Origin of the sequence: Streptococcus infantis (assembly GCF_964243025.1) — a bacterium.
GTDB classification, from domain to species: domain Bacteria; phylum Bacillota; class Bacilli; order Lactobacillales; family Streptococcaceae; genus Streptococcus; species Streptococcus infantis_N.
This window is the reverse complement of sequence record NZ_CAXTDJ010000001.1, coordinates 430,052-455,400: the sequence shown is the minus strand read 5'-3', so window position 1 is coordinate 455,400 and position 25,349 is coordinate 430,052. Positions and strand designations below refer to the sequence as shown.

23 protein-coding genes and 2 tRNA genes are annotated in these 25,349 nt (G+C 40.0%); 24 read left to right on the top strand and 1 reads right to left on the bottom strand.

Going from position 1 to position 25,349, the window contains the following annotated elements; all coding sequences use genetic code 11:
• The first annotated feature begins 60 nt into the window (after nucleotides 1-60).
• From ACESNQ_RS02235 to ACESNQ_RS02225, 3 genes are read left to right on the top strand one after another with little or no spacing between them, the layout of a single operon-like run.
• Entirely contained in the window at nucleotides 61-1,596 is a 1,536-nt protein-coding gene (locus ACESNQ_RS02235) for an ABC transporter ATP-binding protein (RefSeq protein WP_373074668.1), read from the top strand.
• Nucleotides 1,589-2,647, top strand: coding sequence for an ABC transporter permease (locus ACESNQ_RS02230; protein ID WP_373074666.1), 1,059 nt, complete (start codon nucleotides 1,589-1,591; stop codon nucleotides 2,645-2,647). Before ACESNQ_RS02235 ends, ACESNQ_RS02230 begins: the two co-directional genes overlap by 8 nt.
• 2 nt (nucleotides 2,648-2,649) lie before the next feature.
• Entirely contained in the window at nucleotides 2,650-3,606 is a 957-nt protein-coding gene (locus ACESNQ_RS02225; RefSeq protein ID WP_045615115.1) for an ABC transporter permease, read from the top strand.
• Nucleotides 3,607-3,636: 30 nt separating this feature from the next.
• On the opposite strand, the gene plsY is transcribed toward ACESNQ_RS02225, so the two are convergent.
• Nucleotides 3,637-4,278: a glycerol-3-phosphate 1-O-acyltransferase PlsY gene (plsY, locus tag ACESNQ_RS02220; protein WP_373074663.1), complete on the bottom strand. Its 642-nt coding sequence runs from the start codon at nucleotides 4,276-4,278 to the stop codon at nucleotides 3,637-3,639.
• Between the two features lie 180 nt (nucleotides 4,279-4,458).
• Here plsY and parE point away from each other — a divergent pair, with 180 nt between their 5' ends.
• From parE to sufU, 21 genes are all read left to right on the top strand, one after another.
• Nucleotides 4,459-6,402, top strand: coding sequence for a DNA topoisomerase IV subunit B (parE, locus tag ACESNQ_RS02215; RefSeq protein ID WP_373074662.1), 1,944 nt, complete (start codon nucleotides 4,459-4,461; stop codon nucleotides 6,400-6,402).
• 33 nt (nucleotides 6,403-6,435) lie between these two features.
• A complete protein-coding gene (locus tag ACESNQ_RS02210) occupies nucleotides 6,436-6,843 on the top strand; it encodes a YkvA family protein (RefSeq protein WP_373074660.1) in 408 nt (135 codons plus the stop codon).
• A 49-nt stretch (nucleotides 6,844-6,892) separates the two neighbouring features.
• The gene (locus tag ACESNQ_RS02205; RefSeq protein ID WP_373074658.1) at nucleotides 6,893-7,435 is read left to right on the top strand and encodes a hypothetical protein; all 543 of its coding nucleotides are present in this window, start codon (nucleotides 6,893-6,895) and stop codon (nucleotides 7,433-7,435) included.
• Entirely contained in the window at nucleotides 7,425-8,237 is an 813-nt protein-coding gene (locus ACESNQ_RS02200; protein WP_373074656.1) for an aminoglycoside 6-adenylyltransferase, read from the top strand. Before ACESNQ_RS02205 ends, ACESNQ_RS02200 begins: the two co-directional genes overlap by 11 nt.
• Nucleotides 8,238-9,119: 882 nt before the next feature.
• Complete coding sequence (parC, locus tag ACESNQ_RS02195; protein ID WP_373074654.1) at nucleotides 9,120-11,597, top strand: DNA topoisomerase IV subunit A; 2,478 nt, start codon at nucleotides 9,120-9,122, stop codon at nucleotides 11,595-11,597.
• Nucleotides 11,598-11,726: 129 nt separating this feature from the next.
• Nucleotides 11,727-12,749, top strand: coding sequence for a branched-chain amino acid aminotransferase (locus ACESNQ_RS02190; protein ID WP_373074652.1), 1,023 nt, complete (start codon nucleotides 11,727-11,729; stop codon nucleotides 12,747-12,749).
• Between the two features lie 21 nt (nucleotides 12,750-12,770).
• Entirely contained in the window at nucleotides 12,771-14,738 is a 1,968-nt protein-coding gene (locus ACESNQ_RS02185) for a peptide ABC transporter substrate-binding protein (protein ID WP_036754551.1), read from the top strand.
• Nucleotides 14,739-14,772: 34 nt separating this feature from the next.
• Nucleotides 14,773-15,462 (top strand): DUF969 domain-containing protein, encoded by a 690-nt coding sequence (locus ACESNQ_RS02180; RefSeq protein WP_373074649.1) that lies wholly within the window; start codon nucleotides 14,773-14,775, stop codon nucleotides 15,460-15,462.
• Nucleotides 15,459-16,382, top strand: a complete 924-nt coding sequence (locus tag ACESNQ_RS02175; protein WP_373074647.1) for a DUF979 domain-containing protein — start codon at nucleotides 15,459-15,461, stop codon at nucleotides 16,380-16,382. Before ACESNQ_RS02180 ends, ACESNQ_RS02175 begins: the two co-directional genes overlap by 4 nt.
• A gap of 13 nt (nucleotides 16,383-16,395) precedes the next feature.
• Nucleotides 16,396-17,040 (top strand): pyroglutamyl-peptidase I, encoded by a 645-nt coding sequence (pcp, locus tag ACESNQ_RS02170; protein ID WP_373074645.1) that lies wholly within the window; start codon nucleotides 16,396-16,398, stop codon nucleotides 17,038-17,040.
• Nucleotides 17,041-17,164: 124 nt separating this feature from the next.
• The gene (locus tag ACESNQ_RS02165; RefSeq protein WP_006153263.1) at nucleotides 17,165-17,395 is read left to right on the top strand and encodes a DUF2969 domain-containing protein; all 231 of its coding nucleotides are present in this window, start codon (nucleotides 17,165-17,167) and stop codon (nucleotides 17,393-17,395) included.
• Between the two features lie 49 nt (nucleotides 17,396-17,444).
• Nucleotides 17,445-17,525 (top strand) — tRNA-Tyr (locus tag ACESNQ_RS02160).
• Between the two features lie 9 nt (nucleotides 17,526-17,534).
• Nucleotides 17,535-17,606 (top strand) — tRNA-Gln (locus ACESNQ_RS02155).
• 159 nt (nucleotides 17,607-17,765) lie between these two features.
• Nucleotides 17,766-18,968: a 30S ribosomal protein S1 gene (rpsA, locus tag ACESNQ_RS02150; RefSeq protein ID WP_004253232.1), complete on the top strand. Its 1,203-nt coding sequence runs from the start codon at nucleotides 17,766-17,768 to the stop codon at nucleotides 18,966-18,968.
• An 84-nt stretch (nucleotides 18,969-19,052) separates the two neighbouring features.
• Nucleotides 19,053-19,550, top strand: coding sequence for a free L-methionine (R)-S-oxide reductase MsrC (gene msrC / locus ACESNQ_RS02145; protein WP_254724081.1), 498 nt, complete (start codon nucleotides 19,053-19,055; stop codon nucleotides 19,548-19,550).
• Nucleotides 19,550-21,214, top strand: coding sequence for a DNA polymerase III subunit gamma/tau (gene dnaX / locus ACESNQ_RS02140; RefSeq protein WP_373074643.1), 1,665 nt, complete (start codon nucleotides 19,550-19,552; stop codon nucleotides 21,212-21,214). The genes msrC and dnaX overlap by 1 nt, the downstream gene beginning before the upstream one ends.
• A gap of 22 nt (nucleotides 21,215-21,236) precedes the next feature.
• Complete coding sequence (locus ACESNQ_RS02135) at nucleotides 21,237-21,431, top strand: DUF3272 family protein (protein WP_004253242.1); 195 nt, start codon at nucleotides 21,237-21,239, stop codon at nucleotides 21,429-21,431.
• Nucleotides 21,432-21,585: 154 nt separating this feature from the next.
• Nucleotides 21,586-22,356, top strand: a complete 771-nt coding sequence (sufC, locus tag ACESNQ_RS02130) for a Fe-S cluster assembly ATPase SufC (RefSeq protein WP_049511439.1) — start codon at nucleotides 21,586-21,588, stop codon at nucleotides 22,354-22,356.
• 27 nt (nucleotides 22,357-22,383) lie between these two features.
• Nucleotides 22,384-23,646, top strand: a complete 1,263-nt coding sequence (sufD, locus tag ACESNQ_RS02125; protein ID WP_373074640.1) for a Fe-S cluster assembly protein SufD — start codon at nucleotides 22,384-22,386, stop codon at nucleotides 23,644-23,646.
• A 10-nt stretch (nucleotides 23,647-23,656) separates the two neighbouring features.
• A complete protein-coding gene (locus tag ACESNQ_RS02120; RefSeq protein WP_373074638.1) occupies nucleotides 23,657-24,883 on the top strand; it encodes a cysteine desulfurase in 1,227 nt (408 codons plus the stop codon).
• On the top strand, nucleotides 24,870-25,310 hold the full coding sequence (gene sufU, locus ACESNQ_RS02115; protein ID WP_373074636.1) for a Fe-S cluster assembly sulfur transfer protein SufU: 441 nt from the start codon (nucleotides 24,870-24,872) through the stop codon (nucleotides 25,308-25,310). The genes ACESNQ_RS02120 and sufU overlap by 14 nt, the downstream gene beginning before the upstream one ends.
• Nucleotides 25,311-25,349 lie beyond the last annotated feature (39 nt).

Below are 25,349 nucleotides of genomic sequence, written 5' to 3'. Positions count from 1 at the left end.
TTGCTAAGTTTCTTTAGCAGGTTTTATTGAAATAAAATATAATTCTGAAAGGAAGAGCACATGGCACACGAAAATGTCATTGAGATGCGTGAAATTACCAAAGTTTTTGGTGAATTTGTCGCTAACGACAAGATTAACCTTGAACTTCGTAAAGGTGAAATTCATGCACTTTTAGGAGAAAATGGAGCTGGTAAGTCCACTCTTATGAACATGCTAGCGGGGCTTTTAGAACCAACTAGTGGTGAAATTGTGGTCAACGGTCAAGTTGTAAAACTAGATTCGCCATCAAAAGCAGCTAGCTTAGGGATTGGGATGGTCCACCAACACTTTATGTTGGTAGAAGCTTTCACTGTTGCTGAAAATATCATTTTGGGGAGTGAATTGACCAAAAATGGTGTGCTAGATATTGCTCGTGCAACTCGAGAAATCAATGAGTTGTCTGAACGTTATGGCCTTGCTGTGAATCCTTCTGCCAAAGTTGCAGACATCTCTGTTGGGGCTCAACAACGTGTTGAAATCTTGAAGACACTTTATCGTGGAGCAGATATTCTTATCTTTGACGAACCTACTGCTGTTTTGACGCCATCAGAAATTGATGAATTGATGGCTATCATGAAGAACCTGGTTAAAGAAGGTAAATCAATTATCTTGATTACCCATAAGTTGGATGAGATTCGTGCTGTATCAGATCGTGTTACAGTTATCCGTCGTGGTAAATCTATTGAAACAGTTGAGATTGCTGGTGCGACTAATGCTGACTTAGCTGAGATGATGGTAGGACGTTCTGTTTCCTTTAAAACTGAAAAACAGGAAGCTCAACCTAAAGAAGTTATTCTGTCTATTAATGACCTAGTAGTAAACGAAAACCGTGGTGTTCCTGCTGTTAAAAATCTCTCACTCGATGTTCGAGCTGGTGAGATTGTCGGAATTGCCGGTATTGATGGAAATGGTCAATCTGAATTAATCCAAGCTATCACTGGTCTTCGTAAGATTGAGTCTGGTAGCGTGGAGTTGAAAGGCCAGTCTATCGTAGGTTTACACCCTCGTCAAATTACAGAAATGAGTGTAGGCCACGTTCCAGAAGATCGCCACCGTGATGGTTTAGTTTTAGAAATGATGATTTCTGAAAATATCGCTCTTCAAACCTACTATAAGGAACCTCATAGCAAGAAGGGAATCTTAAACTACACCAATATCATCGGGTATGCTAAACAGTTAATGCAAGAATTCGATGTGCGTGCTGCTAGTGAGATTGTTCCAGCCTCAGCTCTTTCTGGAGGAAATCAACAAAAAGCAATTATTGCTCGAGAAGTCGATCGAAATCCTGATCTCCTAATCGTCAGTCAACCTACTCGTGGTTTGGATGTCGGTGCTATTGAGTACATTCACAAACGCTTGATTCAAGAACGTGATAATGGGAAAGCTGTCCTTGTAGTCAGCTTTGAACTAGATGAGATTCTAAATGTCTCTGATAGAATTGCTGTTATCCATGATGGTAAGATTCAAGGGATTGTAACGCCAGAAACAACCAACAAGCAAGAGCTTGGTGTCTTGATGGCTGGTGGTGAATTGGAAAAGGAGAAGAGTGATGTCTAAAAAATTACAACAAATTTCGGTTCCTGTGATTTCTGTTATTTTAGGAATTCTACTCGGAGCCATCGTCATGTGGATTTTCGGTTACGATGCTATCTGGGGTTATGAAGAACTATTCTACACAGCATTTGGTAGTGTTCGTGGAATCGGTGAAATCTTCCGTGCTATGGGACCTTTAATTCTGATTGCCCTTGGATTTGCAGTTGCAAGTCGTGCTGGTTTCTTTAACGTTGGTCTTCCAGGACAAGCTCTCGCAGGTTGGGTTATGAGTGGCTGGTTCGCCCTCTCTTTCCCAGATTTGCCACGACCGTTGATGATTCTTGCGACGATTGTAATTGCCTTAGTTGCAGGAGGGATCGTTGGTGCTATTCCTGGTATTTTAAGAGCCTACCTTGGGACATCTGAAGTTATTGTAACCATCATGATGAACTACATTGTTCTTTATGTGGGCAATGCCTTTATTCATCACTTCCCTAAAGAAATCATGCAAAGTACTGACTCATCCATTCGTGTTAGTGCAAATGCAACCTATCAGACACCATGGCTTGCTGAGTTGACTGGAAACTCTCGTATGAACATTGGGATTTTCTTTGCTATCATAGCAGTAGCGGTTATCTGGTTCTTGCTCAAGAAAACAACTCTTGGTTTTGAAATCCGTGCAGTTGGTCTTAATCCAAATGCTTCTGAATACGCAGGTATTTCAGCGAAACGCACCATTATTCTATCAATGATTATTTCTGGTGCACTTGCAGGACTTGGTGGCGCAGTAGAAGGACTTGGTACCTTCCAAAATGTTTATGTTCAAGGTTCATCATTGGCAATCGGATTTAATGGTATGGCAGTAAGCCTACTTGCTTCAAACTCACCAGTTGGAATTCTATTTGCAGCATTCCTTTTCAGTGTTCTTCAAGTTGGAGCCCCTGGTATGAATGCTGCACAAGTACCATCTGAGCTTGTAAGTATCGTTACAGCCTCAATTATCTTCTTTGTCAGCGTTCACTACATCATCGAGCGCTTTGTCAAACCAAGAAAACAACTTAAAGGAGGTAAATAAGGATGTCGATTACAACAATGTTAACCCTTATGGTTTCTTCAATGTTGATTTATGCAGCACCACTTATTTTCACAAGTATCGGAGGAGTTTTCTCCGAACGTGGTGGAGTTGTAAACGTTGGTCTTGAAGGAATCATGGTCATGGGTGCCTTTTCTGGAGTTGTTTTTAACCTTGAATTTGCACAAGATTTGGGAGCACTAACTCCTTGGTTGGCTCTCCTGGTTGGTGGATTAGTTGGAGCTATCTTCTCGCTCATTCACGCAGTAGCTACAGTTCATTTCCGCGCAGACCATGTTGTCAGTGGTACCGTACTTAACTTGATGGCGCCAGCCTTGGCAGTCTTCTTGGTAAAGGTGCTTTATAACAAGGGACAAACGGATAACTTAACGCAAACTTTTGGGCGTTTTGACTTTCCGGTATTAGCTAATATTCCTGTTATCGGAGATATCTTCTTCAAGTCAACTAGTCTACTAGGTTATCTAGCAATTGCTTTCTCATTCCTAGCTTGGTTTATCCTCTTTAAGACTCGCTTTGGACTTCGCCTTCGTTCAGTTGGTGAACACCCACAAGCAGCAGATACGTTGGGAATCAATGTCTACAAGATGAGATATCTTGGAGTTGTGATTTCAGGTTTCCTTGGAGGAATCGGTGGAGCTATTTACGCTCAGTCAATTTCCGTTAACTTCTCAGTTACAACGATCGTTGGACCTGGATTTATCGCACTTGCTGCTATGATCTTCGGTAAATGGAATCCTGTTGGTGCTATGCTTTCAAGTCTCTTCTTTGGACTATCACAAAGTTTGGCAGTTATCGGTTCTCAACTTCCTTTCTTGCAAGGAGTTCCAGCCGTTTACTTGCAAATTGCACCATATCTTTTGACCATTGTCGTCCTAGCAGCCTTCTTTGGTAAAGCTGTTGCGCCGAAGGCAGATGGTATCAACTATATCAAGTCTAAATAACATAAAAAAACGTCAGTTGAAACTGACGTTTTATTTTTTTGGTTCTTGGTGCGTTAGGTTAAGTCCCCAAGGAATGAGATTTTCTGTTTTATTACGAATACGATTGATATTATCTTTGTGGCGGATAATAATTAAACCTGCGAGAGCTAGGATAATCGCTACGAATAATAAATCGTAACTTGGCAGTAGGAAACCGATAAGCGGAAAGAGGATCACCCCAAGTACAGCAGCGAGAGCAGCAGTAACACTAGAGAGAGAAATCATGCTTCCTAGATATAGAGTTCCAAAGAAGACAACTGCTAGATAGAGGCAAAATAGAGGAGCAAATCCGAAAATGACTCCAGCACTAGTTGCGACAGCCTTTCCTCCCTTAAATCCTGCAAAAATTGGAAAAGTATGCCCAATCACAGCTAAAAGGCCAAAGACTAGAGGTGAAACTCCCTGCACATGGAAGATTAGTGGAAGTAAAGTTGCCAAAGTACCTTTAAAGAAGTCAATTACAAAGGTTGCCATTCCAGCTTTTTTGCCTAAGATTCGGAAGGTATTGGTCGTTCCAGTATTACCAGATCCATGTTCTCTTAGATTGATGTTAAAGAATATTTGTCCAATCCACAAGCCTGAAGGAATTGAACCCAATAAATAAGCTAAAATTAATAATACTATTGTCATCATGTTTCTATTATACCATGAAATAGGATAGAATCGTAAGGAATCTTGTCTGGAATTGTGACATCTGAAATCTTAAATCTTGTTATTGAAAGATTAGACAATAGGGATCTACAATTAGAAAAACTTTGCAAAATCCTTAGAAAACCTGTAAAATAGAAAAGATGAACAAATAGGAGGTTCCTTGTGTCAAAAAAGGAAATCAATATTAACAATTATAATGATGATGCCATTCAGGTACTAGAAGGGTTGGATGCGGTTCGGAAACGTCCAGGGATGTATATCGGATCGACTGACGGTGCTGGTCTCCACCACCTTGTCTGGGAAATCGTCGATAATGCTGTCGATGAGGCCTTGTCTGGATTTGGTGACAGGATCGATGTGAACATTAATAAAGACGGAAGTTTAACGGTTCAAGACCACGGACGTGGAATGCCGACTGGAATGCACGCTATGGGAATTCCAACGGTTGAGGTTATCTTTACCATTCTCCACGCTGGAGGAAAATTCGGTCAGGGTGGTTATAAGACATCAGGAGGTCTCCACGGGGTTGGATCTTCTGTCGTTAATGCCCTCTCTAGTTGGTTAGAGGTAGGAATTACTCGTGATGGCGCAGTTTATAGACAACGTTTTGAAAATGGAGGCAAGCCAGTTACCACTCTAGAAAAGGTTGGGACTGCACCTAAATCTAAGACAGGTACCAAAGTGACCTTCATGCCAGATGCCAGCATCTTTTCTACGACAGACTTTAAGTACAATACTATTTCAGAGCGTCTTAATGAGTCAGCCTTCCTCTTGAAAAATGTGACCTTGTCTTTGACAGATAAGCGAACAGATGAAGCAATCGAATTCCATTATGAGAACGGGGTACAAGACTTTGTTTCTTACCTCAATGAAGACAAGGAAACCTTGACGCCAGTCCTATACTTTGAAGGGGAAGACAATGGTTTCCAAGTGGAAGTTGCCCTCCAGTACAATGATGGATTTTCAGATAATATCTTGTCCTTTGTCAATAACGTTCGTACTAAGGACGGTGGAACGCACGAGACAGGACTCAAGTCTGCCATTACCAAGGTCATGAATGACTACGCTCGTAAGACAGGTCTTCTCAAGGAAAAAGATAAAAATCTTGAAGGATCCGATTACCGCGAAGGGTTATCAGCAGTTCTTTCTATCTTGGTTCCAGAAGAACATCTTCAGTTTGAAGGACAGACTAAGGACAAACTAGGAAGTCCACTAGCTCGTCCAATCGTTGACAGTATTGTTGCTGAAAAACTGACCTTCTTCCTTATGGAAAATGGGGAATTAGCTTCAAATCTGATTCGTAAAGCTATCAAGGCGCGTGATGCCCGTGAAGCAGCACGAAAAGCGCGTGATGAGAGCCGAAATGGCAAGAAAAACAAAAAAGATAAGGGCTTACTTTCTGGTAAATTAACGCCAGCCCAGTCTAAAAATCCAGCTAAGAATGAACTCTACCTAGTCGAGGGTGATTCTGCCGGTGGATCTGCCAAACAAGGACGTGATCGTAAGTTTCAGGCTATTTTGCCTCTTCGTGGTAAGGTCATCAATACAGCCAAGGCAAAGATGGCGGATATCCTCAAAAACGAAGAAATCAACACCATGATTTATACCATCGGAGCTGGTGTGGGGGCAGACTTCTCTCTTGAAGATGCCAACTATGACAAGATTATTATCATGACCGATGCGGACACCGACGGTGCCCACATTCAAACCCTTCTCTTAACGTTTTTCTACCGTTACATGCGTCCACTAGTTGAGGCAGGACATGTCTATATCGCCCTTCCTCCTCTTTACAAGATGTCCAAAGGTAAAGGTAAGAAAGAAGAAGTGGCATACGCTTGGACGGACGGAGAGCTAGAAGAACTCCGCAAGCAATTCGGCAAAGGTGCCACCCTTCAACGCTACAAGGGTCTTGGTGAAATGAATGCGGACCAGCTCTGGGAAACAACCATGAATCCAGAGACTCGAACTCTCATTCGTGTCACGATCGAAGATTTAGCACGCGCAGAACGGCGTGTCAATGTCTTAATGGGTGATAAGGTCGAGCCACGTCGTAAGTGGATTGAAGATAATGTCAAGTTTACGCTGGAAGAAGCGACAGTGTTTTAAAAACTATAAAGAAATACAAATGGAGGACCAAATATGTCTGAAAATCTTAGTGAAGAGCAAGTGAAAGAAGCACTTGAAAGTGGTTATGCGCAATCTGAAGCCTTATTAAACGATAAAGATGAATTAGATGATTTTTTGTATCATTTAGAGCAAAAAATTAAGGAAATACCAAATGTTGGTGAACAATTATCGATGGTTCCAGTTATGATTTCCTTAGTGAAGAATTATGTTCAAGGCAAATATACGACTGTTCCTTATGGAACTATTTTGGCTATTTTAAGTGCATTAATTTATCTTTTATCTCAGATAGATTTTATTCCAGATTTCTTACCAGGTATAGGCTACTTGGATGATATCGCAGTAGTTGGATTTTGTATAACAATGGTTAAAACGGATATCGAGTCTTATGATGTATGGCGTCAAGCTCAAGGGTTAATTTAATTAAATCATTCTTCTAAATAATTTTTGCTCTCTAAAAGAGGTATACATCATGATAAGTGTTTTGTTCGATACTCCTTTTCTTGTGATAGTCCTGGTACTAGGCGCAGTTATGTATATGATTGCTAAACCAGGAAAACCTGAGAAAATTCGCTTTCTTGAATTCTTATTATTAACTATAGTAACCACAGGTGTCTTTTTATTTGATAATCCTTTAAGGTCTAATCCTTATGCAGGTTTGCTCTTCTATGTTTTTGACTTTTATATTTTCACACCAGTGAGCCTTGCTTTTGGATTCACAGCTATTTATAAGAGCAATAAACATATCAAACATTATCCTAGTGGTTACTCAAAATTTCTTAAGATAAATGCCTGGTTTTTAGCAATATTTTCGATTATTAACTTCCTCTTTTTAATGCTGACTGAAGAAATGGGAATTATGTTGCTGCTACCACTTTTTGGAATCAGTTCAATTATCCAATTTATAGTCGGAGAGCTTGAAAGAAAAAGAGTTCAGAAACTTCTTAAGCAAAGAAATGAAGATGCTGTTATTCAGAACATAGAGACCACTGAGGAAGAACTACATGAGAACTGACCAGGAAATACTTGGACTGATTTTAGAAACAGCTGAAAAGTTACAGGTCAATGCTGTGGCAATATCTGGTTCACGAATTGATACAAAAGCACCAAAAGATGAATTTCAAGACTATGATCTTGTCTATGTCGTAGATGACATAGACAATCTAACGAGTGACCTTGCTTGGTTGGACCAGTTTGGCACACGTATCATTGAGCAACATAATATCCTAGGCAACCGTCGTCTCTATCTCATGCTATTTGAAGATGGCAATCGGATTGATTTAACCCTTTGCCCCAAAGACCACATTCAAGAGTGGGTAGAAAGCGAAGCGGATTTCACGGTGATAGAGGATCCTAAGGGCTTGTTTGTGCCTCATTCTCCCAGTCCAGAGCGCTTCTGGACAAGTCCAGCTAGTGAGACGGATTTTGAAAAATCTTATAATGAATTTTGGTGGGTGTCAGCCTACGTGGTTAAAGGAATTTGTCGCAAGCAAATCATCTATGCAACGGACCATCTCTACGGTATTTGCCAACAAGAACTCTTGAAAATCTTAGCTTGGCAGGTCGCAAGTGATAGAGGAACAGTCGACATCGGTAAAAATTACAAGTACCTCTTTAACTACTTGCTTTCTGAGAAGGAGAATGAATTCTTAGCTCTGCTTGAGTTTTCAAGTGTAGAGAAACTTACTCAGTCATTGTTTGCTACGATGGAACTTTTCCACCGAGAAGCTCAATATCTTGCTCAAAAGATGGGATTTAAGTATGAAAAAGAAGTGGCTGAGAAGATGATTGACTATGCTAAGGAGAAGTTGAAATAGTTTCAGAGACACTTACAAGATGAACAAATTCTTCGGTTTATAATAGCTATTGAGGTGAAATAGTATGTTTGATTTCATGTTTGGAATATTTGCTATGTTATTCCCATTTCTTCCAATTGTGTCCATAATCTTATCAATATATATTGCCTTACAAAATAATAAACTTGGCAAAAGATTTTATGGATTATTTTTTCCTGTAATTATCACCATATGTAATATTTGGTTGTTTCCCATAGATCGGACAGATATGTTTCATGATGCTTTAAGGTTTTATTTTTTTCTAATTGATTTTTGTTTACCTATGCTTATTTCTTCCACAATCTATCACTCAATACGCTTACATTATTTATACAAATCAATCAAGTGGGGAGTCTCCCCTATAAGTATCTGTTATTTATTCGGTTTAATTTTTCATTATCTTAACACAATGCATTGGGAGGAGCTATTTCGAGGGAAAAAGTTTGTATTTGATATCTTGCTGATATCAACTGCTATAATTTCTTATTTACCTTGTCTATATTTGTACATTCTTCAAATAAGAAAGAACAACCTATAGGGAATAGTTGCTTTTGGTTAATCTAAATAAATGACTTAAATAGTATCTAAAGATATTTTTCTCAATACCAATTTTAATGTAAAAATCTACTCAACATTTTTTGAAAGGAGTTGAACACGCCCTAAATACTGTGTGAAAACTCCTGACGCATCTTTTAAAACGTATTTTAAACTACAGAAAGGATAGTTTGGTTACTAGAGGTAACTGAACACGGGACTAAGACTTAGGAAAAAAGATAAATCGTCTAGGGTTCATCGAACCCTGCATCGATTTCCTATTTTTCTACAGAAATTTTCGGCAGGCCGAATCGTCCCTTTGTATCTTATATGAGTAATATCCAAAATATGTCCTTAGAGGACATCATGGGAGAGCGCTTTGGTCGCTACTCCAAATACATCATTCAAGACCGGGCTTTGCCAGACATTAGGGATGGATTGAAGCCGGTTCAACGCCGTATTCTTTATTCTATGAATAAGGATGGCAATACCTTTGATAAGAGCTACCGTAAGTCGGCCAAGTCAGTCGGGAACATCATGGGTAATTTCCACCCACACGGAGATTCTTCTATCTATGATGCCATGGTCCGTATGTCTCAGGACTGGAAAAACCGTGAGATTTTAGTTGAAATGCACGGTAACAATGGTTCTATGGACGGAGATCCACCTGCGGCTATGCGTTATACGGAAGCTCGTTTATCAGAGATTGCAGGCTACCTTCTTCAAGATATCGATAAAAAGACAGTTCCCTTTGCTTGGAACTTTGACGATACCGAGAAAGAGCCAACTGTCTTACCAGCAGCCTTTCCAAACCTTCTAGTCAATGGTTCAACAGGTATTTCAGCTGGTTATGCCACAGATATTCCACCGCATAATTTGGCTGAAGTTATTGATGCGACAGTCTACATGATTGATCACCCAACTGCCAAGGTTGATAAGTTGATGGAATTCTTGCCTGGACCAGACTTCCCTACAGGAGCCATTATTCAAGGACGAGACGAGATCAAAAAGGCCTATGAAACTGGTAAGGGGCGCGTGGTTGTTCGTTCCAAGACTGAAATTGAGAAGTTAAAAGGTGGTAAGGAACAAATCGTTATCACTGAGATTCCTTATGAGATTAATAAGGCTAACTTGGTCAAGAAAATTGATGAAGTCCGTGTCAATAACAAGGTGGCAGGTATCGCTGAGGTTCGAGATGAGTCTGACCGTGACGGTCTTCGCATTGCTATCGAACTCAAGAAAGATGCGAACACTGAGCTTGTTCTCAACTACCTTTTCAAGTATACTGACTTGCAAATCAACTACAACTTTAATATGGTTGCGATTGACAATTTCACCCCTCGTCAGGTTGGAATTGTGCCTATCTTATCTAGCTATATTGCTCACCGTCGTGAGGTCATCTTGGCACGTTCTCGCTTTGACAAGGAAAAGGCTGAAAAACGTCTCCATATCGTGGAAGGTTTGATTCGTGTCATCTCTATTTTAGATGAAGTCATTGCTCTAATCCGTGCTTCTGAGAACAAGGCTGATGCCAAGGAAAACCTCAAGGTCAGTTATGATTTTACTGAAGAGCAGGCTGAAGCTATTGTTACCTTGCAATTGTATCGTTTGACCAACACAGACGTGGTTGTCTTGCAGGAAGAAGAAGCAGAACTTCGCGAAAAAATTGCTATGCTGGCGGCTATCATTGGTGACGAACGGACTATGTACAATCTCATGAAAAAAGAACTTCGTGAGGTCAAGAGACAGTTTGCGACACCTCGTTTGAGTTCTTTAGAAGATACAGCAAAAGTGATTGAGATTGATACAGCTAGTTTGATCGCTGAAGAAGATACCTATGTCAGTGTGACCAAGGCTGGCTATATCAAGCGTACTAGCCCTCGTTCTTTCTCAGCTTCAACGTTAGAGGAAATTGGTAAACGGGATGATGACCGATTGCTATTTATCCAATCTGTTAAGACAACTCAACATCTCTTAATCTTTACGACACTAGGAAATGTTATCTACCGTCCTGTCCATGAATTAGCAGATATTCGTTGGAAGGATATCGGGGAGCACTTGAGCCAAACGATTACCAACTTTGAAACCAATGAAGAAGTGCTATACGTAGAAGTGGTGGATCAGTTTGATGATGCGACGACCTACTTTGCAGCGACTCGCCTTGGACAAATCAAACGTGTCGAACGCAAAGAATTCTCTCCATGGAGAACCTATCGTTCTAAATCTGTCAAGTATGCCAAGTTGAAAGACGATAGTGACCAGATTGTAGCTGTTGCACCAATCAAACTTGATGATGTTTTGTTGATTAGTAAAAATGGATATGCCCTTCGCTTTAATATCGAAGAGGTTCCAGTTGTTGGAGCCAAAGCTGCAGGTGTTAAAGCTATGAATCTGAAAGCAGATGATGAGCTTAAAGCTGCCTTTATCTGCAATACTTCATCCTTCTATCTGTTAACGCAACGTGGAAGCTTGAAACGTGTATCAACAGAGGAAATTCCAGCAACCAGTCGTGCTAATCGTGGTCTTCAAGTTCTGAGAGAATTGAAGAGTAAACCACATCGCGTCTTCTTGGCCGGTGCAGTTTCTGAACAAGGATTTGTTGGAGATCTCTTTAGCACCGAAGTGGAAGATGGCGAACAAACTCTTGTTATCCAATCAAATAATGGAACGATTTACGAAACAATTCTGCAAGATTTGAATCTATCAGAGCGCACAAGCAATGGAAGCTTTATCTCAGATACTATTTCAGACGAGGAAGTTTTTGATGCCTACCTCAAAGAAGTCTTTAAAGAAGAAAAAGATAATTAAGAAGAAAATCAGTCCTAGTGACTGATTTTTTATAAATAAAATTTTCAGAAAATTACAAATAATACTTGAATTTTTAGGAGAATAGTGTAGAATAGAACACAAAGCTTGATTAGAATAAAGGAGATTGTCATGACAGTTACGATCGATTGGGAAAATCTCGGTTTTTCCTATATGAAACTACCTTATCGTTATATCGCTTATTTTAAAAATGGACAATGGACCCAAGGAGAATTAACAGAAGATGCAACCTTGCATATTTCAGAATCATCTCCAAGCCTTCACTATGGACAGCAAGCATTTGAAGGATTGAAAGCCTATCGTACAAAGGATGGCAGTATTCAACTCTTCCGTCCAGATGAAAATGCTAAACGACTCCAACGTACCTGCGACCGTCTCTTGATGCCCCAAGTGCCAACAGAAATGTTTGTAGAGGCTTGTAAGTCAGTAGTTCGAGCTAATGAAGAATACGTACCACCTTACGGAACTGGTGGAACCCTTTATCTTCGTCCGCTCTTGATTGGTGTCGGAGATATCATCGGGGTAAAACCAGCCGAGGAGTATATTTTTACCATCTTTGCTATGCCAGTTGGAAATTACTTTAAGGGTGGATTGGTTCCAACAAACTTCTTGATTCAAGATGAGTTTGACCGTGCTGCACCAAATGGGACAGGAGCTGCCAAGGTCGGTGGTAACTATGCCGCTAGTCTTTTGCCAGGAAAAATGGCTAAATCCCGTCATTTCTCAGATGTTATTTATCTAGATCCCTCAACCCACACCAAGATTGAAGAAGTCGGTTCAGCAAACTTCTTTGGAATTACAGCTGATAATGAGTTTGTAACCCCATTGAGTCCGTCAATTTTGCCATCGATTACCAAGTATTCATTGCTTTACTTGGCAGAGCATCGTTTAGGCTTGAAACCTGTCGAGGGGGATGTACCAATTGATAGTCTGGATCGATTTGTAGAAGCAGGTGCCTGTGGAACAGCAGCGGTAATTTCACCTATTGGGGGAATCCAACACGGTGATGATTTCCATGTTTTCTACAGTGAAACAGAGGTTGGTCCAGTGACTCGTAAACTATACGATGAATTGACAGGTATCCAATTTGGTGACATTGAAGCACCAGAAGGTTGGATTGTAAAAGTAGATTAAAAATTATTAAAGGAGATCTTTATGAAAACGAAAAAGTGGATGTTAACAGCAGGAGTGGTCCTGAGTACAGCAGTTCTTCTTGTGGCTTGTGGTAAAGCTGATAAGGAAGCAGATGCACCTACAACCTTCTCTTATGTCTATGGAGTAGACCCATCATCTTTGGACTACAGTATCGCAACTCGTACTTCAACAACTGATATCATTGGTAACGTTGTTGATGGATTGTTGGAAAACGACGAATATGGAAATTTGGTTCCTTCACTAGCTGAGGATTGGAGTGTCTCACAAGACGGTTTGACCTATACTTATAAACTTCGTAAAGGAGTTAAATGGTACACGTCAGAAGGTGAAGAATACGCTGAAGTAACAGCGCATGACTTTGTTACAGGACTAAAACACGTAGCAGATGGTAAATCAGACGGTGTCACTCTTATTCAAAACTCAATTAAGGGCTTGAATGAATATATGACTGGTGAGACTAATGACTTCTCTACAGTTGGGGTTAAGGCATTGGATGACTACACAGTCCAGTATACTCTTAATGCACCTGAAAGTTTCTGGAATTCGAAAGTGACTTCAGCAACCATGTTGCCGGTAAACGAGGAATTCCTCAAAGCTTCAGGTAAGAACTACGGAGCAGTAAGTCCATCTGGAATTCTTTATAACGGTCCGTATATCCTGAAGACATTGACTTCAAAATCTTTAATCGAATACGAAAAGAACCCAAATTATTGGGATAAAGAGAAGGTTAAAATTGAGAAAGTGAAATTGACCTACTATGATGGTTCAGACCAAGAATCATTAATCCGTAGCTTCTCTTCAGGTGTTTATACAACAGCTCGTATCTTCCCAAGTAGCTCAAACTTTGCTTCTACATTGGAACAATACGGAGATAAAATCACATACAGTCCACAGGATTCAACTAGTTACTACTTTACCTTTAACGTAAACCGTCAATCTTACAATAAGACTGCGAAAACAAGTGAAGAACAGAAAACTTCTACAAAAGAAGCGATGTTGAACAAGGACTTCCGTCAAGCAATCAACTTTGCCTTCAACCGTCATTCATATGCTGCACAACTCAATGGTGAAGATGGTGCGGACAAGATCATTCGTAACAGTCTAGTTCCAGATAACTTTGTACAATCTGGTGGTAAAAACTTTGGTGATATCGCTCAAAAAGAATTGGTCAACTATGGAGACCAATGGAAAGGCGTTGAGCTTGTAGACGGAAAAGATACCATCTACAATCCAGACAAAGCCAAAGCTTCATTCGAAAAAGCTAAGAAAGAATTGGAAGCAAAAGGTGTAACCTTCCCAATTCATTTGGATGTTCCGGTTGAACAAACAGATACCATTGCCGTTCAACAAAGCAATTCCTTTAAACAATCAATCGAATCAACTCTTGGTTCTGAAAATGTCGTGATTGATGTCCTTCAGATGACCGATAACGAAAAGGAAAGCATTACATCGCAGGCGCGTGTTCCAGCTCAAAAAGACTATGACTTGAACAGTACTGGATGGGCTCCAAGCTACCAAGACCCAGCAAGTTATCTTAATATCATGGATCCTAAGACAGGTTCTGCTATGAAACACCTTGGTATTACGAAAGGTAAAGACAAGGAAGTAGTAGCTCAACTTGGTCTGGACGAATATAAGAAACTCTTGGATGATGCAGTTTCTGAGACAAACGATTTGGATAAGAGATATGAAAAATATGCTAAAGCTCAAGCATGGCTCACTGATAGTTCTCTCTTGATGCCAACCGCTTCATCAGGTGGTTCACCAGTTGTCAGCAACGTCGTTCCTTTCTCTAAACCATACTCACAAGTAGGTATTAAGGGTGATCCATATATCTTCAAGGGAATGAAATTACAAAAAGAAATTGTATCTGCTAAAGAATATCAAGCAGCTCTTGAAAAATGGCAAAAAGAAAAATTGGAATCAAACAGTAAATACCAAAAAGAACTAGAAAGTCATGTCAAATAAAACAGACTAGTATTTTTGGAATAAAGGGGCCTATATGGAATGGATTAAACTAATAGGGATAGTTATCATTGTGGTTGGTTTTATCTATAAATTGGATACCATCGCAACGGTAGTCTTAGCTAGTTTAGTTACAGCTCTAGTTTCTGGAGTTTCTCTTGTTGAGTTCTTGGAAATTTTAGGAAGAGAATTTAGCAATCAACGAGTTCTTACGATTTTTATGGTAACCTTGCCACTGGTTGGTTTATCTGAAACTTTTGGCCTCAAGCAACGTTCGATTGACTTAATTCAAAAGATTAAAGGACTGACCGTAGGAAGTTTTTATACAATTTATTTCTTTTTTCGGGAACTCGACGGGTTCTTTGCCATTCGTCTAGGAGGGCAGCCGCAGTTTGTAAGGCCTCTGGTTCAACCCATGGGACAAGCAGCGGCAGAGTCACAATTAGGTAGAAAATTAACGGAGCAGGAGAGCGAAGCGCTAAAAGCGCGTGCAGCAGCAAATGATAATTTTGCAAATTTCTTTGCTCAGAACACTTTCGTTGGTGCAGGTGGTGTCCTCTTAGTTGGGGGCACTCTGGACCAATTAGGTTACGAAAGTAATTATGCAGGGATCGCTTCGGCTTCTCTTATTGTTGCAGGAATTGCCTTACTTGTGGTAGGGATTTACAATTACTTATTTGATAGAAAACTGCTAGCGAATAAGCTTAGTAAAGGAAAAGATGAATGACCAATCTAGCAAGACAGTTATTAGAGTTAACCTATATTGTGATTGGTTGTCAATTTCTTCACACGGCCTATTGTAGCTATAAAGACAAAACAAACCCAGTTCGCTTTGGAACAGCTGGGTTTTGGGTTTTATTGGGTATCAGTTTTATCGGTGGCTCTTATCTACCTTCTATCTGTATTGGAATTATCGTAGTGCTCTTAGCCCTACTAACACTCTTTAAACAGGTTCGTATCGGAACCTTGCCGTCTCTGGATGAAGTAAAGGCAAATATTGAAGCTAAACGGTTGAAGAATAAAATTTTTATTCCGGTCATGTTGATGGCTTTGATTGCTTTAGTATTAGCAAAAATGATCCCTGAGTTTAGTAAGATTGCTATCAGTCTTGCAGCATTTTTAGCAACCATTTCTCTTTTATTGATTACTAAGAGTTCTCCTAAAAGCTTATTATCAGAAAACAATCGCATGGTTCAGCAAGTCTCAACTAGTGGGATTGTTCCCCAACTTTTAGGAGCTTTGGGGGCTATTTTTACTGTAGCTGGAGTTGGAGATTTAATGTCACATCTGATAAGTGGTTTTGTGCCTTCGGGGAGTCGGTTGATGGGTGTAGTGGCTTATGTGTTGGGAATGGTTCTATTTTCAATGATTATGGGAAATGCCTTTGCGGCCTTTACTGTCATTACTGCTGGAATTGGTGTTCCCTTTGTATTTTCCTTGGGAGCAGATCCAATCGTGGCGGGTGCTCTTGCTATGACAGCAGGTTGTTGTGGGACTCTATTAACCCCAATGGCTGCCAATTTCAATACTCTACCTGTAGCCCTTTTGGATATGAAAGATCCAAATGGCGTTATCAAAGCACAAGTAGGAGTAGCTATTGTCATGATTATCATACATGTATTTCTGATGTACTTTTTGGCATTTTAGTAAAGGAAATAAAATGAAAATATTAGTTACAGGATTTGATCCTTTTGGTGGTGAAAAGGTCAATCCAGCTCTAGAAGCAGTTAAATCACTACCGTCTGAAATCAATGGTGCAGAGCTTCATTGGGCAGTAATCCCAACGGTCTTTTATAAATCAGCAGAGGTTTTAGAAGCAGAAATAAATCGATACCATCCAGATGTTGTGCTTTGTATCGGACAAGCAGGAGGAAGAGCGAGTTTGACTCCTGAGAGAGTTGCTATCAATCAAGATGATGCTAGAATTCCTGATAACCAAGGAAATCAACCGATTGACACACCCATTCGCCTAGATGGAGAAGCTGCCTATTTTAGCACACTCCCTATCAAAGCAATGGTACAAGCTATAAAAAAAGAAGGGCTGCCTGCAGCAGTATCCAATACAGCTGGAACCTTTGTTTGCAATCATCTGATGTATCAGGCACTCTATTTAGCGAATAAGAAATTTCCCAATATGCTAGCAGGATTTATGCATATTCCCTATATGACAGAACAAGTGGTAAATAAGCCTAGTACTGCATCCATGTGCTTAAGAGATATTGTCCGAGGTATCGAAGTTGCTATTGCTGCTATCGTGGACCATAAAGATAAAGATTTGAAATTGGTCGGAGGGACGACTCACTAATAATTCAATTTTCAAATTAAAAAATATTCCTTAAACTCTCTGTCAAGATAAGCATGATAGAGAGTTTTTTCTTGCTAGATTAGGGAATTTCTTGTAAAATAGATAAAGTGAAAAGAGGTATGGTATGAGCAAAAAAGATAAAAAAATTGAGATTCAATTGTCAGATGCTAAAGTAGTAGTTGGAAAAGATAAGTACGCTGGTTACACATTAACAATTGGTAAAAAGTTAATCGGTGAAATTGCCGAACTAGATGACCAATTTGCAATCATAAAGAATGGAAATGTCGATAGTTTTTACAAGAATCTTGAAAAAGCTGTGGAAATATTGATTGAGAACTATAATTTAGCAAAATAATGCTTGTTTTTTGCAAATTTTCATGATATAATAGTTTTCGTTGATTGTCGGAGAGATAGCGAAGAGGCTAAACGCGGCGGACTGTAAATCCGCTCCTTCGGGTTCGGGGGTTCGAATCCCTCTCTCTCCATATCATCAATGGGGTATAGCCAAGCGGTAAGGCAAGGGACTTTGACTCCCTCATGCGTTGGTTCGAATCCAGCTACCCCAGTTCTTAGGTAATAAATTCAAGATAAAAAGAAAAATATCTTAGGGTATTTTATTTTTATAATTGAAGGACGTTCGAGATGTTCATGTCGTTGCGGGTGCTTAGGAAAAAAATTATAAGTATGTCAAGTTAAAAAGACTTGATTGTTGGAGGATTTTTTAGATGAATGAATTTGAAGATTTGCTAAATAGCGTTAGCCAAGTTGAACCTGGTGATGTTGTTAGTGCTGAAGTATTGACAGTTGATGCTAATCAAGCTAACGTTGCAATCTCTGGAACTGGTGTTGAAGGTGTCTTGACTCTTCGCGAATTGACAAACGATCGCGATGCAGATATCAATGACTTTGTAAAAGTAGGTGAAGTATTTGATGTTCTTGTACTTCGTCAAGTAGTTGGTAAAGATACTGATACAGTAACATACCTTGTATCTAAAAAACGCCTTGAAGCTCGCAAAGCATGGGACAAACTTGTAGGACGCGAAGAAGAAGTTGTTACAGTTAAAGGAACTCGCGCTGTTAAAGGTGGACTTTCAGTAGAATTTGAAGGTTTGCGTGGATTTATCCCAGCTTCAATGTTGGATACTCGTTTCGTACGTAACACTGAGCGTTTTGTAGGTCAAGAATTTGAAGCTAAAATCAAAGAAGTTGACCCTAAAGAAAACCGCTTCATCCTTTCACGTCGTGAAGTTGTAGAAGCAGCTACTGCAGCAGCTCGTGCAGAAGTTTTCGGTAAATTGGCTGCTGGTGATGTAGTAACTGGTAAAGTTGCTCGTATCACAAGCTTCGGTGCTTTCATCGACCTTGGTGGTGTTGATGGATTGGTTCACTTGACTGAATTGTCACACGAACGTAACGTTTCACCAAAATCAGTTGTAACTGTTGGTGAAGAAGTTGAAGTTAAAATCCTTGACCTTAACGAAGAAGAAGGACGTGTATCACTTTCACTTAAAGCAACAACACCTGGACCATGGGATGGCGTTGAGCAAAAATTGGCTAAAGGTGACGTTGTAGAAGGTACAGTTAAACGTTTGACTGACTTCGGTGCATTTGTTGAAGTATTGCCAGGTATCGATGGACTTGTTCACGTATCACAAATTTCACACAAACGTATTGAAAATCCAAAAGAAGCTCTTACAGTTGGTCAAGAAGTTACTGTTAAAGTTCTTGATGTTAATGCTGATGCAGAACGTGTATCACTTTCTATCAAAGCTCTTGAAGAGCGTCCAGCTCAAGAAGAAGGACAAAACGAAGAAAAACGTGCTCCACGTCCACGTCGTCCAAAACGTCAAGAAAAACGTGACTTTGAACTTCCTGAAACTCAAACAGGATTCTCAATGGCTGACTTGTTCGGAGACATCGAACTTTAATCAATCAGAACTAATTATAAATCCTTTGTTGTAAAACAAGGGATTTTTCTTTTTTCAACTAGTATTTTTTGATATAATGGATTTATGTTACATTCCGAAAAAAAATCAATTTACCAAATTGTAAATGAACAACTCTCTAGTCTTTTAGAAGGTGAGACCAATGTGTTGGCTAATCTATCAAATGCCAGTGCTCTCTTAAAAATGAACTTTCCTCGTACTGTCTTTGCAGGTTTCTATTTATATGACGGAAATGAGCTTATTTTAGGCCCTTTTCAGGGTGGAGTCTCATGTGTTAGAATTGCGCTCGGAAAAGGAGTTTGCGGTGAGTCAGCGGCTGGCCGTCAAACAGTCATCGTTGGTGATGTCAAGACTTATCCAAACTATATTTCTTGTGATAGTAGTGCTCGTAGCGAGATCGTACTTCCAATGGTAAAAAATGGACAGCTTCTAGGTGTATTAGATTTGGACTCATCTCATATTGATGATTATGATGAAATGGATCAGAAGTATTTAGAAGAGTTTGTGTCCATTTTACTAGATAAGACAGAATGGAAATTTTCAATGTTTGAGGAGAAGGCATAATGTATCAGGCGCTTTATCGAAAATATAGAAGTCAAAATTTTTCACAGTTAGTAGGCCAGGAAGTTGTTGCTAGAACTCTTAAACAGGCTGTAGAACAGGATAAGATTAGTCACGCCTATCTCTTTTCAGGGCCTCGTGGAACTGGTAAGACTAGTGTGGCTAAGATTTTTGCTAAGGCTATGAACTGCCCTAATCAAGTAGGGGGAGAACCTTGTAATAACTGTTATATCTGTCAAGCTGTTACGGATGGAAGTTTAGAAGACGTTATCGAAATGGATGCTGCTTCTAATAATGGTGTTGATGAAATTCGTGATATTCGTGATAAATCAACCTATGCTCCAAGTATAGCTCAGTATAAGGTTTATATCATTGATGAGGTTCATATGCTTTCGACAGGTGCCTTTAATGCCCTTTTGAAAACACTGGAAGAACCAACTCCAAATGTAGTCTTTATTTTGGCAACGACTGAGCTTCATAAAATTCCTGCAACTATTTTGTCTCGTGTTCAACGATTTGAGTTCAAGTCCATTAAGACTCAGGATATTCGAGATCATATCTTCCAGATTTTAGAAAAAGAAGGGATTGATTACGAAACAGAAGCTGTTGAAATTATTGCTCGACGAGCTGAAGGTGGGATGCGGGATGCCTTGTCAATTCTAGACCAGGCATTAAGCTTAACCCAAGAAGCTACATTGACAACAGCAGTCTCAGAAGAAATCACTGGTACCATTAGTTTAAGTGCCTTGGATCATTACGTAGCTGCTTTAGCTCAAAAGGATGTACCGGGTTCTCTTCAAAATCTTGATTTGATTTTTGAGAATGGAAAGAGCATGACACGTTTTGTAGTCGATTTGCTGCAATATCTACGTGATATCTTAATTGTTCAAGCAGGTGGAGAAAATACACATCATAGTGATGCATTTGAGAGAAACTTAGCTCTTCCGCAGGATGTCTTGTTTGAGATGATTAGTCTTGCTACTAAAAGTCTAGCTGATATTAAGGCTAGCCTACAACCTAAAATTTATGCCGAAATGATGACTATTCGTTTAGCAGAAATTGATTCTCAACCAGAACTTTCAGGTGAGGTGGCTGAGGAATTGTCTTCTCTTCGAGAAGAAGTTGCACGATTGAAACAAGCTCTTGCAAATGTTGGTTCTAATCCCAAACAAACTGTTTCTACACCAAGTCGTCCGACTAACAGTAAATCAATCTATCGTGTAGACCGAAATAAGGTGCAGTCTATTCTTCAAGAAGCAGTAGAAAATCCAGACTTAGCCCGTCAAAACTTAATCCGTCTTCAGAATGCTTGGGGAGAAGTCATTGAAAGCTTATCTGGTCCAGATAAGGCACTTTTAGCTGGTTCAAATCCTGTAGCAGCTAATGAACATCATGCTATTCTCGCCTTTGAATCGAATTTCAATGCTGGTCAAACCATGAAGCGGGATAACTTAAATCTGATGTTTGGCAATATTCTTAGTCAAGCAGCTGGCTTTTCTCCAGAAATTTTGGCTATTTCACAGGAAGAATGGAAGGAAGTTCGAGCTGCATTTTCAAGCAGAGCTAAAGGTTCTCAAGAACAAGTCAATAAGGAAGAATCCGAAGAGTCCATACTTCCTCAAGGCTTTGAATTTTTAGCAGATAAAGTGACTATAGCTGAAGATTAAAGGAAATTGGTGGTAAAAGACTATGAACAGACAACAATTTATTATCATGGCCTTATTTACTGCTGCTGAGACTTATTTCTTTAATGAATCCATCATGGAGCAACGGTATATCGTGGCCTTGCTTTGGGCTATTTTGATCCTGAGAAATTTTCGCGTGAGTTATATCATGGGTAAAATTGTGAGCGCTATAGATGATCATTTTCAAGGAAAGAAGTAGCTCCTAGCTTCTAGACAAAATCAAAGCCTTTTAGGCTTTTTTTTGTTATACTATTAAGGTATATTTATTGACATTTTACTGTGTTTTTCTAGGGATTTAAAAAGGTTAAATTTCAGGTAAATACAGTAAAAAGGATGAAAAGAAAGGAACAATCATGTCAGTATTAGAGATCAAAGATCTTCACGTTGAAATTGAAGGAAAAGAAATTTTAAAAGGGGTCAATCTGACTCTTAAAACAGGAGAAATTGCAGCCATCATGGGACCAAATGGTACCGGTAAGTCTACTCTTTCAGCTGCTATTATGGGGAACCCAAACTATGAAGTCACTAAAGGTGAAGTCTTGTTTGACGGTGTAAACATCCTTGAATTGGAAGTGGATGAACGTGCGCGTATGGGACTTTTCCTTGCCATGCAATATCCATCAGAAATTCCTGGGATTACCAATGCTGAGTTTCTTCGCGCAGCTATGAATGCTGGTAAAGAAGATGGTGAGAAGATTTCAGTTCGTGAATTTATCACTAAGTTAGACGAAAAAATGGAATTGCTCAACATGAAAGAAGAAATGGCAGAGCGTTACCTCAACGAAGGTTTCTCAGGTGGTGAGAAAAAACGTAACGAAATTCTTCAACTCTTGATGTTGGAACCAACTTTTGCCCTCTTAGATGAGATTGACTCTGGTCTAGATATTGATGCCCTTAAAGTTGTCTCTAAAGGTGTGAATGCTATGCGTGGTGAAGGTTTTGGTGCTATGATCATTACTCACTACCAACGTCTTTTGAACTACATCACACCAGACGTGGTACACGTTATGATGGAAGGTCGTGTTGTTCTTTCTGGTGGTCCAGAATTGGCTGCACGCTTGGAACGTGAAGGATACGCGAAACTAGCTGAAGAACTTGGCTATGACTACAAGGAAGAATTGTAATTCCCTCGTATCTTTTAGGAGAAGTAAATGACTAAAGAAACTATTAAACTTTTTTCAGAAATGCACGCTGAACCAAGCTGGTTGTCAGACCTCCGTCAAAAAGCTTTTGATAAGATTGAGAGTTTGGAATTACCAGTTATTGAGCGTGTCAAATTTCACCGTTGGAATCTTGGTGATGGTACCATCACAGAAAGTGAACCATCAGCAAATGTTCCTGATTTCACTGCTTTAGATAATCACTTGAAATTGGTGCAGGTTGGAACTCAAACTGTTTTCGAACAAATTCCAGTTGAGTTGGCTGAACAAGGAGTGGTCTTTACAGACTTCCATTCGGCTTTAGAAGAAATTCCAGAACTCGTAGAAGAATTTTTCATGTCATCAGTAAAATACGACGATGACAAATTGGCAGCCTACCACACAGCTTACTTTAACAGTGGTGCTGTTCTCTATATTCCAGACAATGTCGAAATCACAGAACCAATCGAAGGAATTTTCTACCAAGACAGTGATAGTGATGTGCCATTTAACAAGCACATTCTGATCATTGCAGGTAAAAACTCTAAAATCAGCTACCTCGAACGTTTAGAATCACGCGGTGAGGGTAGTGCTAAGGCGACTGCTAATATCACAGTTGAAGTGATTGCACGTTCTGGTGCTCAAGTGAAGTTTGCGGCGATTGACCGTCTTGGTGAGAATGTCACTGCTTACATTAGCCGTCGTGGTAAATTAGGCAACGATGCAAGTATTGACTGGGCTATCGGTGTTATGAACGAAGGAAATGTTGTTGCTGACTTTGATAGTGACCTATTTGGAAATGGTAGCCATGCAGACCTCAAGGTCGTAGCTCTTTCAAGTGGTCGTCAGGTACAGGGGATTGATACTCGAGTAACTAACTATGGTTGCAACTCTATCGGTAATATCCTTCAACATGGAGTAATTCTTGAAAAAGCAACTTTGACTTTCAATGGTATTGGCCACATCATCAAGGGTGCTAAGGGAGCAGATGCTCAGCAAGAAAGTCGTGTTCTCATGCTTTCAGACCAAGCGCGTTCCGATGCCAACCCAATTCTTTTGATTGATGAAAATGATGTCACTGCAGGACACGCAGCGTCTATCGGACAAGTTGATCCAGAAGATATGTACTACCTCATGAGCCGTGGATTGGACATGGCAACTGCAGAACGTTTAGTTGTTCGTGGTTTCCTTGGATCTGTAATCGTTGAGATTCCTGTCAAGGAAGTTCGTGATGAAATGATTGCGACGATCGAAGAAAAATTGTCAAAACGCTAAGGGGAATCCTATGTTAGATGCAGAAGCTATTCGCAAGGATTTTCCAATTTTAGATCAGATTGTTAATGACGAACCTCTGGTTTATTTGGATAATGCTGCGACGACACAAAAACCACTAGCTGTTCTGGAAACCCTTAACCGCTACTATGAACAGGACAATGCCAATGTCCACCGAGGGGTTCATACTTTGGCAGAGCGTGCGACAGCATCTTATGAAGCTGCTCGCGAAACCATTCGCAAGTTCATCAACGCAGGTTCGACAAAGGAAGTACTCTTCACTAGAGGAACTACGACTAGTCTCAACTGGGTGGCACGTTTCGCTGAGGAAATCTTGACTGAGGGAGATCAGGTCTTGATTTCAGTCATGGAACACCATTCCAATATTATTCCATGGCAGGAAGCTTGCCGAAAGACTGGGGCAGAGCTTGTTTATGTCTATCTCAAAGATGGAGCTCTGGATATGGATGACTTGCGTACTAAATTGACTGAAAAAGTTAAATTTGTTTCACTAGCTCACGCATCAAACGTTCTTGGAGTGGTTAATCCTATCAAAGAAATCACTCAATTGGCTCACCAAGTTGGAGCCATTATGGTGGTGGATGGCGCTCAGTCTACGCCTCATATGAAGATTGATGTCCAGGACTTGGATGTGGACTTCTTCGCCTTTTCAGGTCACAAGATGGCTGGTCCGACTGGTATTGGTGTTCTTTACGGTAAAGAAAAGTATCTGGAACAAATGTCACCAGTTGAATTTGGCGGTGAGATGATTGATTTTGTTTACGAGCAATCTGCTAGCTGGAAGGAGTTACCTTGGAAATTCGAGGCTGGAACTCCTAATATGGCTGGTGCTATTGGACTTGCAGCTGCCGTGGATTATCTTGAAAAGATTGGTATGGACGTCATTGATGCCCATGAACAAGATTTGATTGCATATGTCTTTCCAAAATTACAGGCAATTGAAGGATTGACCATTTACGGTTCGCAAGATTTGGCTCAACGTTCAGGTGTCATTGCCTTTAACCTAGGTGACCTTCATCCTCACGACCTTGCGACAGCTCTGGATTATGAAGGGGTAGCAGTTCGTGCGGGTCACCATTGTGCCCAACCATTGCTCCAGTATTTGGAAGTCCCTGCAACAGCTCGTGCAAGTTTTTATATCTACAATACCAAGGCTGATTGCGACAAGCTGGTCGATGCCTTACAAAAGACAAAGGAGTTTTTCAATGGCACTTTCTAAACTAGATAGCCTTTATATGGCAGTGGTAGCAGACCATTCGAAAAATCCCCATCACCAAGGGAAGTTAGAAGACGCTGAGCAAATCAGTCTCAACAATCCAACCTGTGGGGATGTCATTAACCTCTCTGTCAAGTTTGATGCTAATAATCGTTTGGAAGATATCGCTTTTCTAAACTCTGGTTGTACCATCTCAACTGCCTCTGCTAGTATGATGACGGATGCAGTTTTAGGTAAGACCAAGCAAGAAATTTTAGAACTTGCGACCATTTTTTCTGAAATGGTTCAAGGTCAAAAGGATGAGCGTCAAGATCAACTTGGAGATGCAGCTTTCTTATCAGGAGTTGCCAAATTCCCTCAACGAATCAAATGCGCAACCCTAGCTTGGAATGCCCTTAAAAAAACAATTGAAGACCAAGAAAACAAATAAGACAAGCTTTCTTTGTCTTATAAATCATTAGAAATAAAG

What these genes read in the sequence shown, in the direction of transcription:
- ACESNQ_RS02235 (WP_373074668.1), top strand. Translation starts at nt 61, where the DNA reads ATGGCACACGAAAATGTCATTGAGATGCGTGAAATTACCAAAGTTTTT.
- ACESNQ_RS02230 (WP_373074666.1), top strand. Translation starts at nt 1,589, where the DNA reads ATGTCTAAAAAATTACAACAAATTTCGGTTCCTGTGATTTCTGTTATT.
- ACESNQ_RS02225 (WP_045615115.1), top strand. Translation starts at nt 2,650, where the DNA reads ATGTCGATTACAACAATGTTAACCCTTATGGTTTCTTCAATGTTGATT.
- plsY (WP_373074663.1), bottom strand. Translation starts at nt 4,278, where the DNA reads ATGATGACAATAGTATTATTAATTTTAGCTTATTTATTGGGTTCAATT.
- ACESNQ_RS02210 (WP_373074660.1), top strand. Translation starts at nt 6,436, where the DNA reads ATGTCTGAAAATCTTAGTGAAGAGCAAGTGAAAGAAGCACTTGAAAGT.
- ACESNQ_RS02205 (WP_373074658.1), top strand. Translation starts at nt 6,893, where the DNA reads ATGATAAGTGTTTTGTTCGATACTCCTTTTCTTGTGATAGTCCTGGTA.
- ACESNQ_RS02200 (WP_373074656.1), top strand. Translation starts at nt 7,425, where the DNA reads ATGAGAACTGACCAGGAAATACTTGGACTGATTTTAGAAACAGCTGAA.
- parC (WP_373074654.1), top strand. Translation starts at nt 9,120, where the DNA reads ATGAGTAATATCCAAAATATGTCCTTAGAGGACATCATGGGAGAGCGC.
- ACESNQ_RS02190 (WP_373074652.1), top strand. Translation starts at nt 11,727, where the DNA reads ATGACAGTTACGATCGATTGGGAAAATCTCGGTTTTTCCTATATGAAA.
- ACESNQ_RS02185 (WP_036754551.1), top strand. Translation starts at nt 12,771, where the DNA reads ATGAAAACGAAAAAGTGGATGTTAACAGCAGGAGTGGTCCTGAGTACA.
- ACESNQ_RS02180 (WP_373074649.1), top strand. Translation starts at nt 14,773, where the DNA reads ATGGAATGGATTAAACTAATAGGGATAGTTATCATTGTGGTTGGTTTT.
- ACESNQ_RS02175 (WP_373074647.1), top strand. Translation starts at nt 15,459, where the DNA reads ATGACCAATCTAGCAAGACAGTTATTAGAGTTAACCTATATTGTGATT.
- pcp (WP_373074645.1), top strand. Translation starts at nt 16,396, where the DNA reads ATGAAAATATTAGTTACAGGATTTGATCCTTTTGGTGGTGAAAAGGTC.
- ACESNQ_RS02165 (WP_006153263.1), top strand. Translation starts at nt 17,165, where the DNA reads ATGAGCAAAAAAGATAAAAAAATTGAGATTCAATTGTCAGATGCTAAA.
- rpsA (WP_004253232.1), top strand. Translation starts at nt 17,766, where the DNA reads ATGAATGAATTTGAAGATTTGCTAAATAGCGTTAGCCAAGTTGAACCT.
- msrC (WP_254724081.1), top strand. Translation starts at nt 19,053, where the DNA reads ATGTTACATTCCGAAAAAAAATCAATTTACCAAATTGTAAATGAACAA.
- dnaX (WP_373074643.1), top strand. Translation starts at nt 19,550, where the DNA reads ATGTATCAGGCGCTTTATCGAAAATATAGAAGTCAAAATTTTTCACAG.
- ACESNQ_RS02135 (WP_004253242.1), top strand. Translation starts at nt 21,237, where the DNA reads ATGAACAGACAACAATTTATTATCATGGCCTTATTTACTGCTGCTGAG.
- sufC (WP_049511439.1), top strand. Translation starts at nt 21,586, where the DNA reads ATGTCAGTATTAGAGATCAAAGATCTTCACGTTGAAATTGAAGGAAAA.
- sufD (WP_373074640.1), top strand. Translation starts at nt 22,384, where the DNA reads ATGACTAAAGAAACTATTAAACTTTTTTCAGAAATGCACGCTGAACCA.
- ACESNQ_RS02120 (WP_373074638.1), top strand. Translation starts at nt 23,657, where the DNA reads ATGTTAGATGCAGAAGCTATTCGCAAGGATTTTCCAATTTTAGATCAG.
- sufU (WP_373074636.1), top strand. Translation starts at nt 24,870, where the DNA reads ATGGCACTTTCTAAACTAGATAGCCTTTATATGGCAGTGGTAGCAGAC.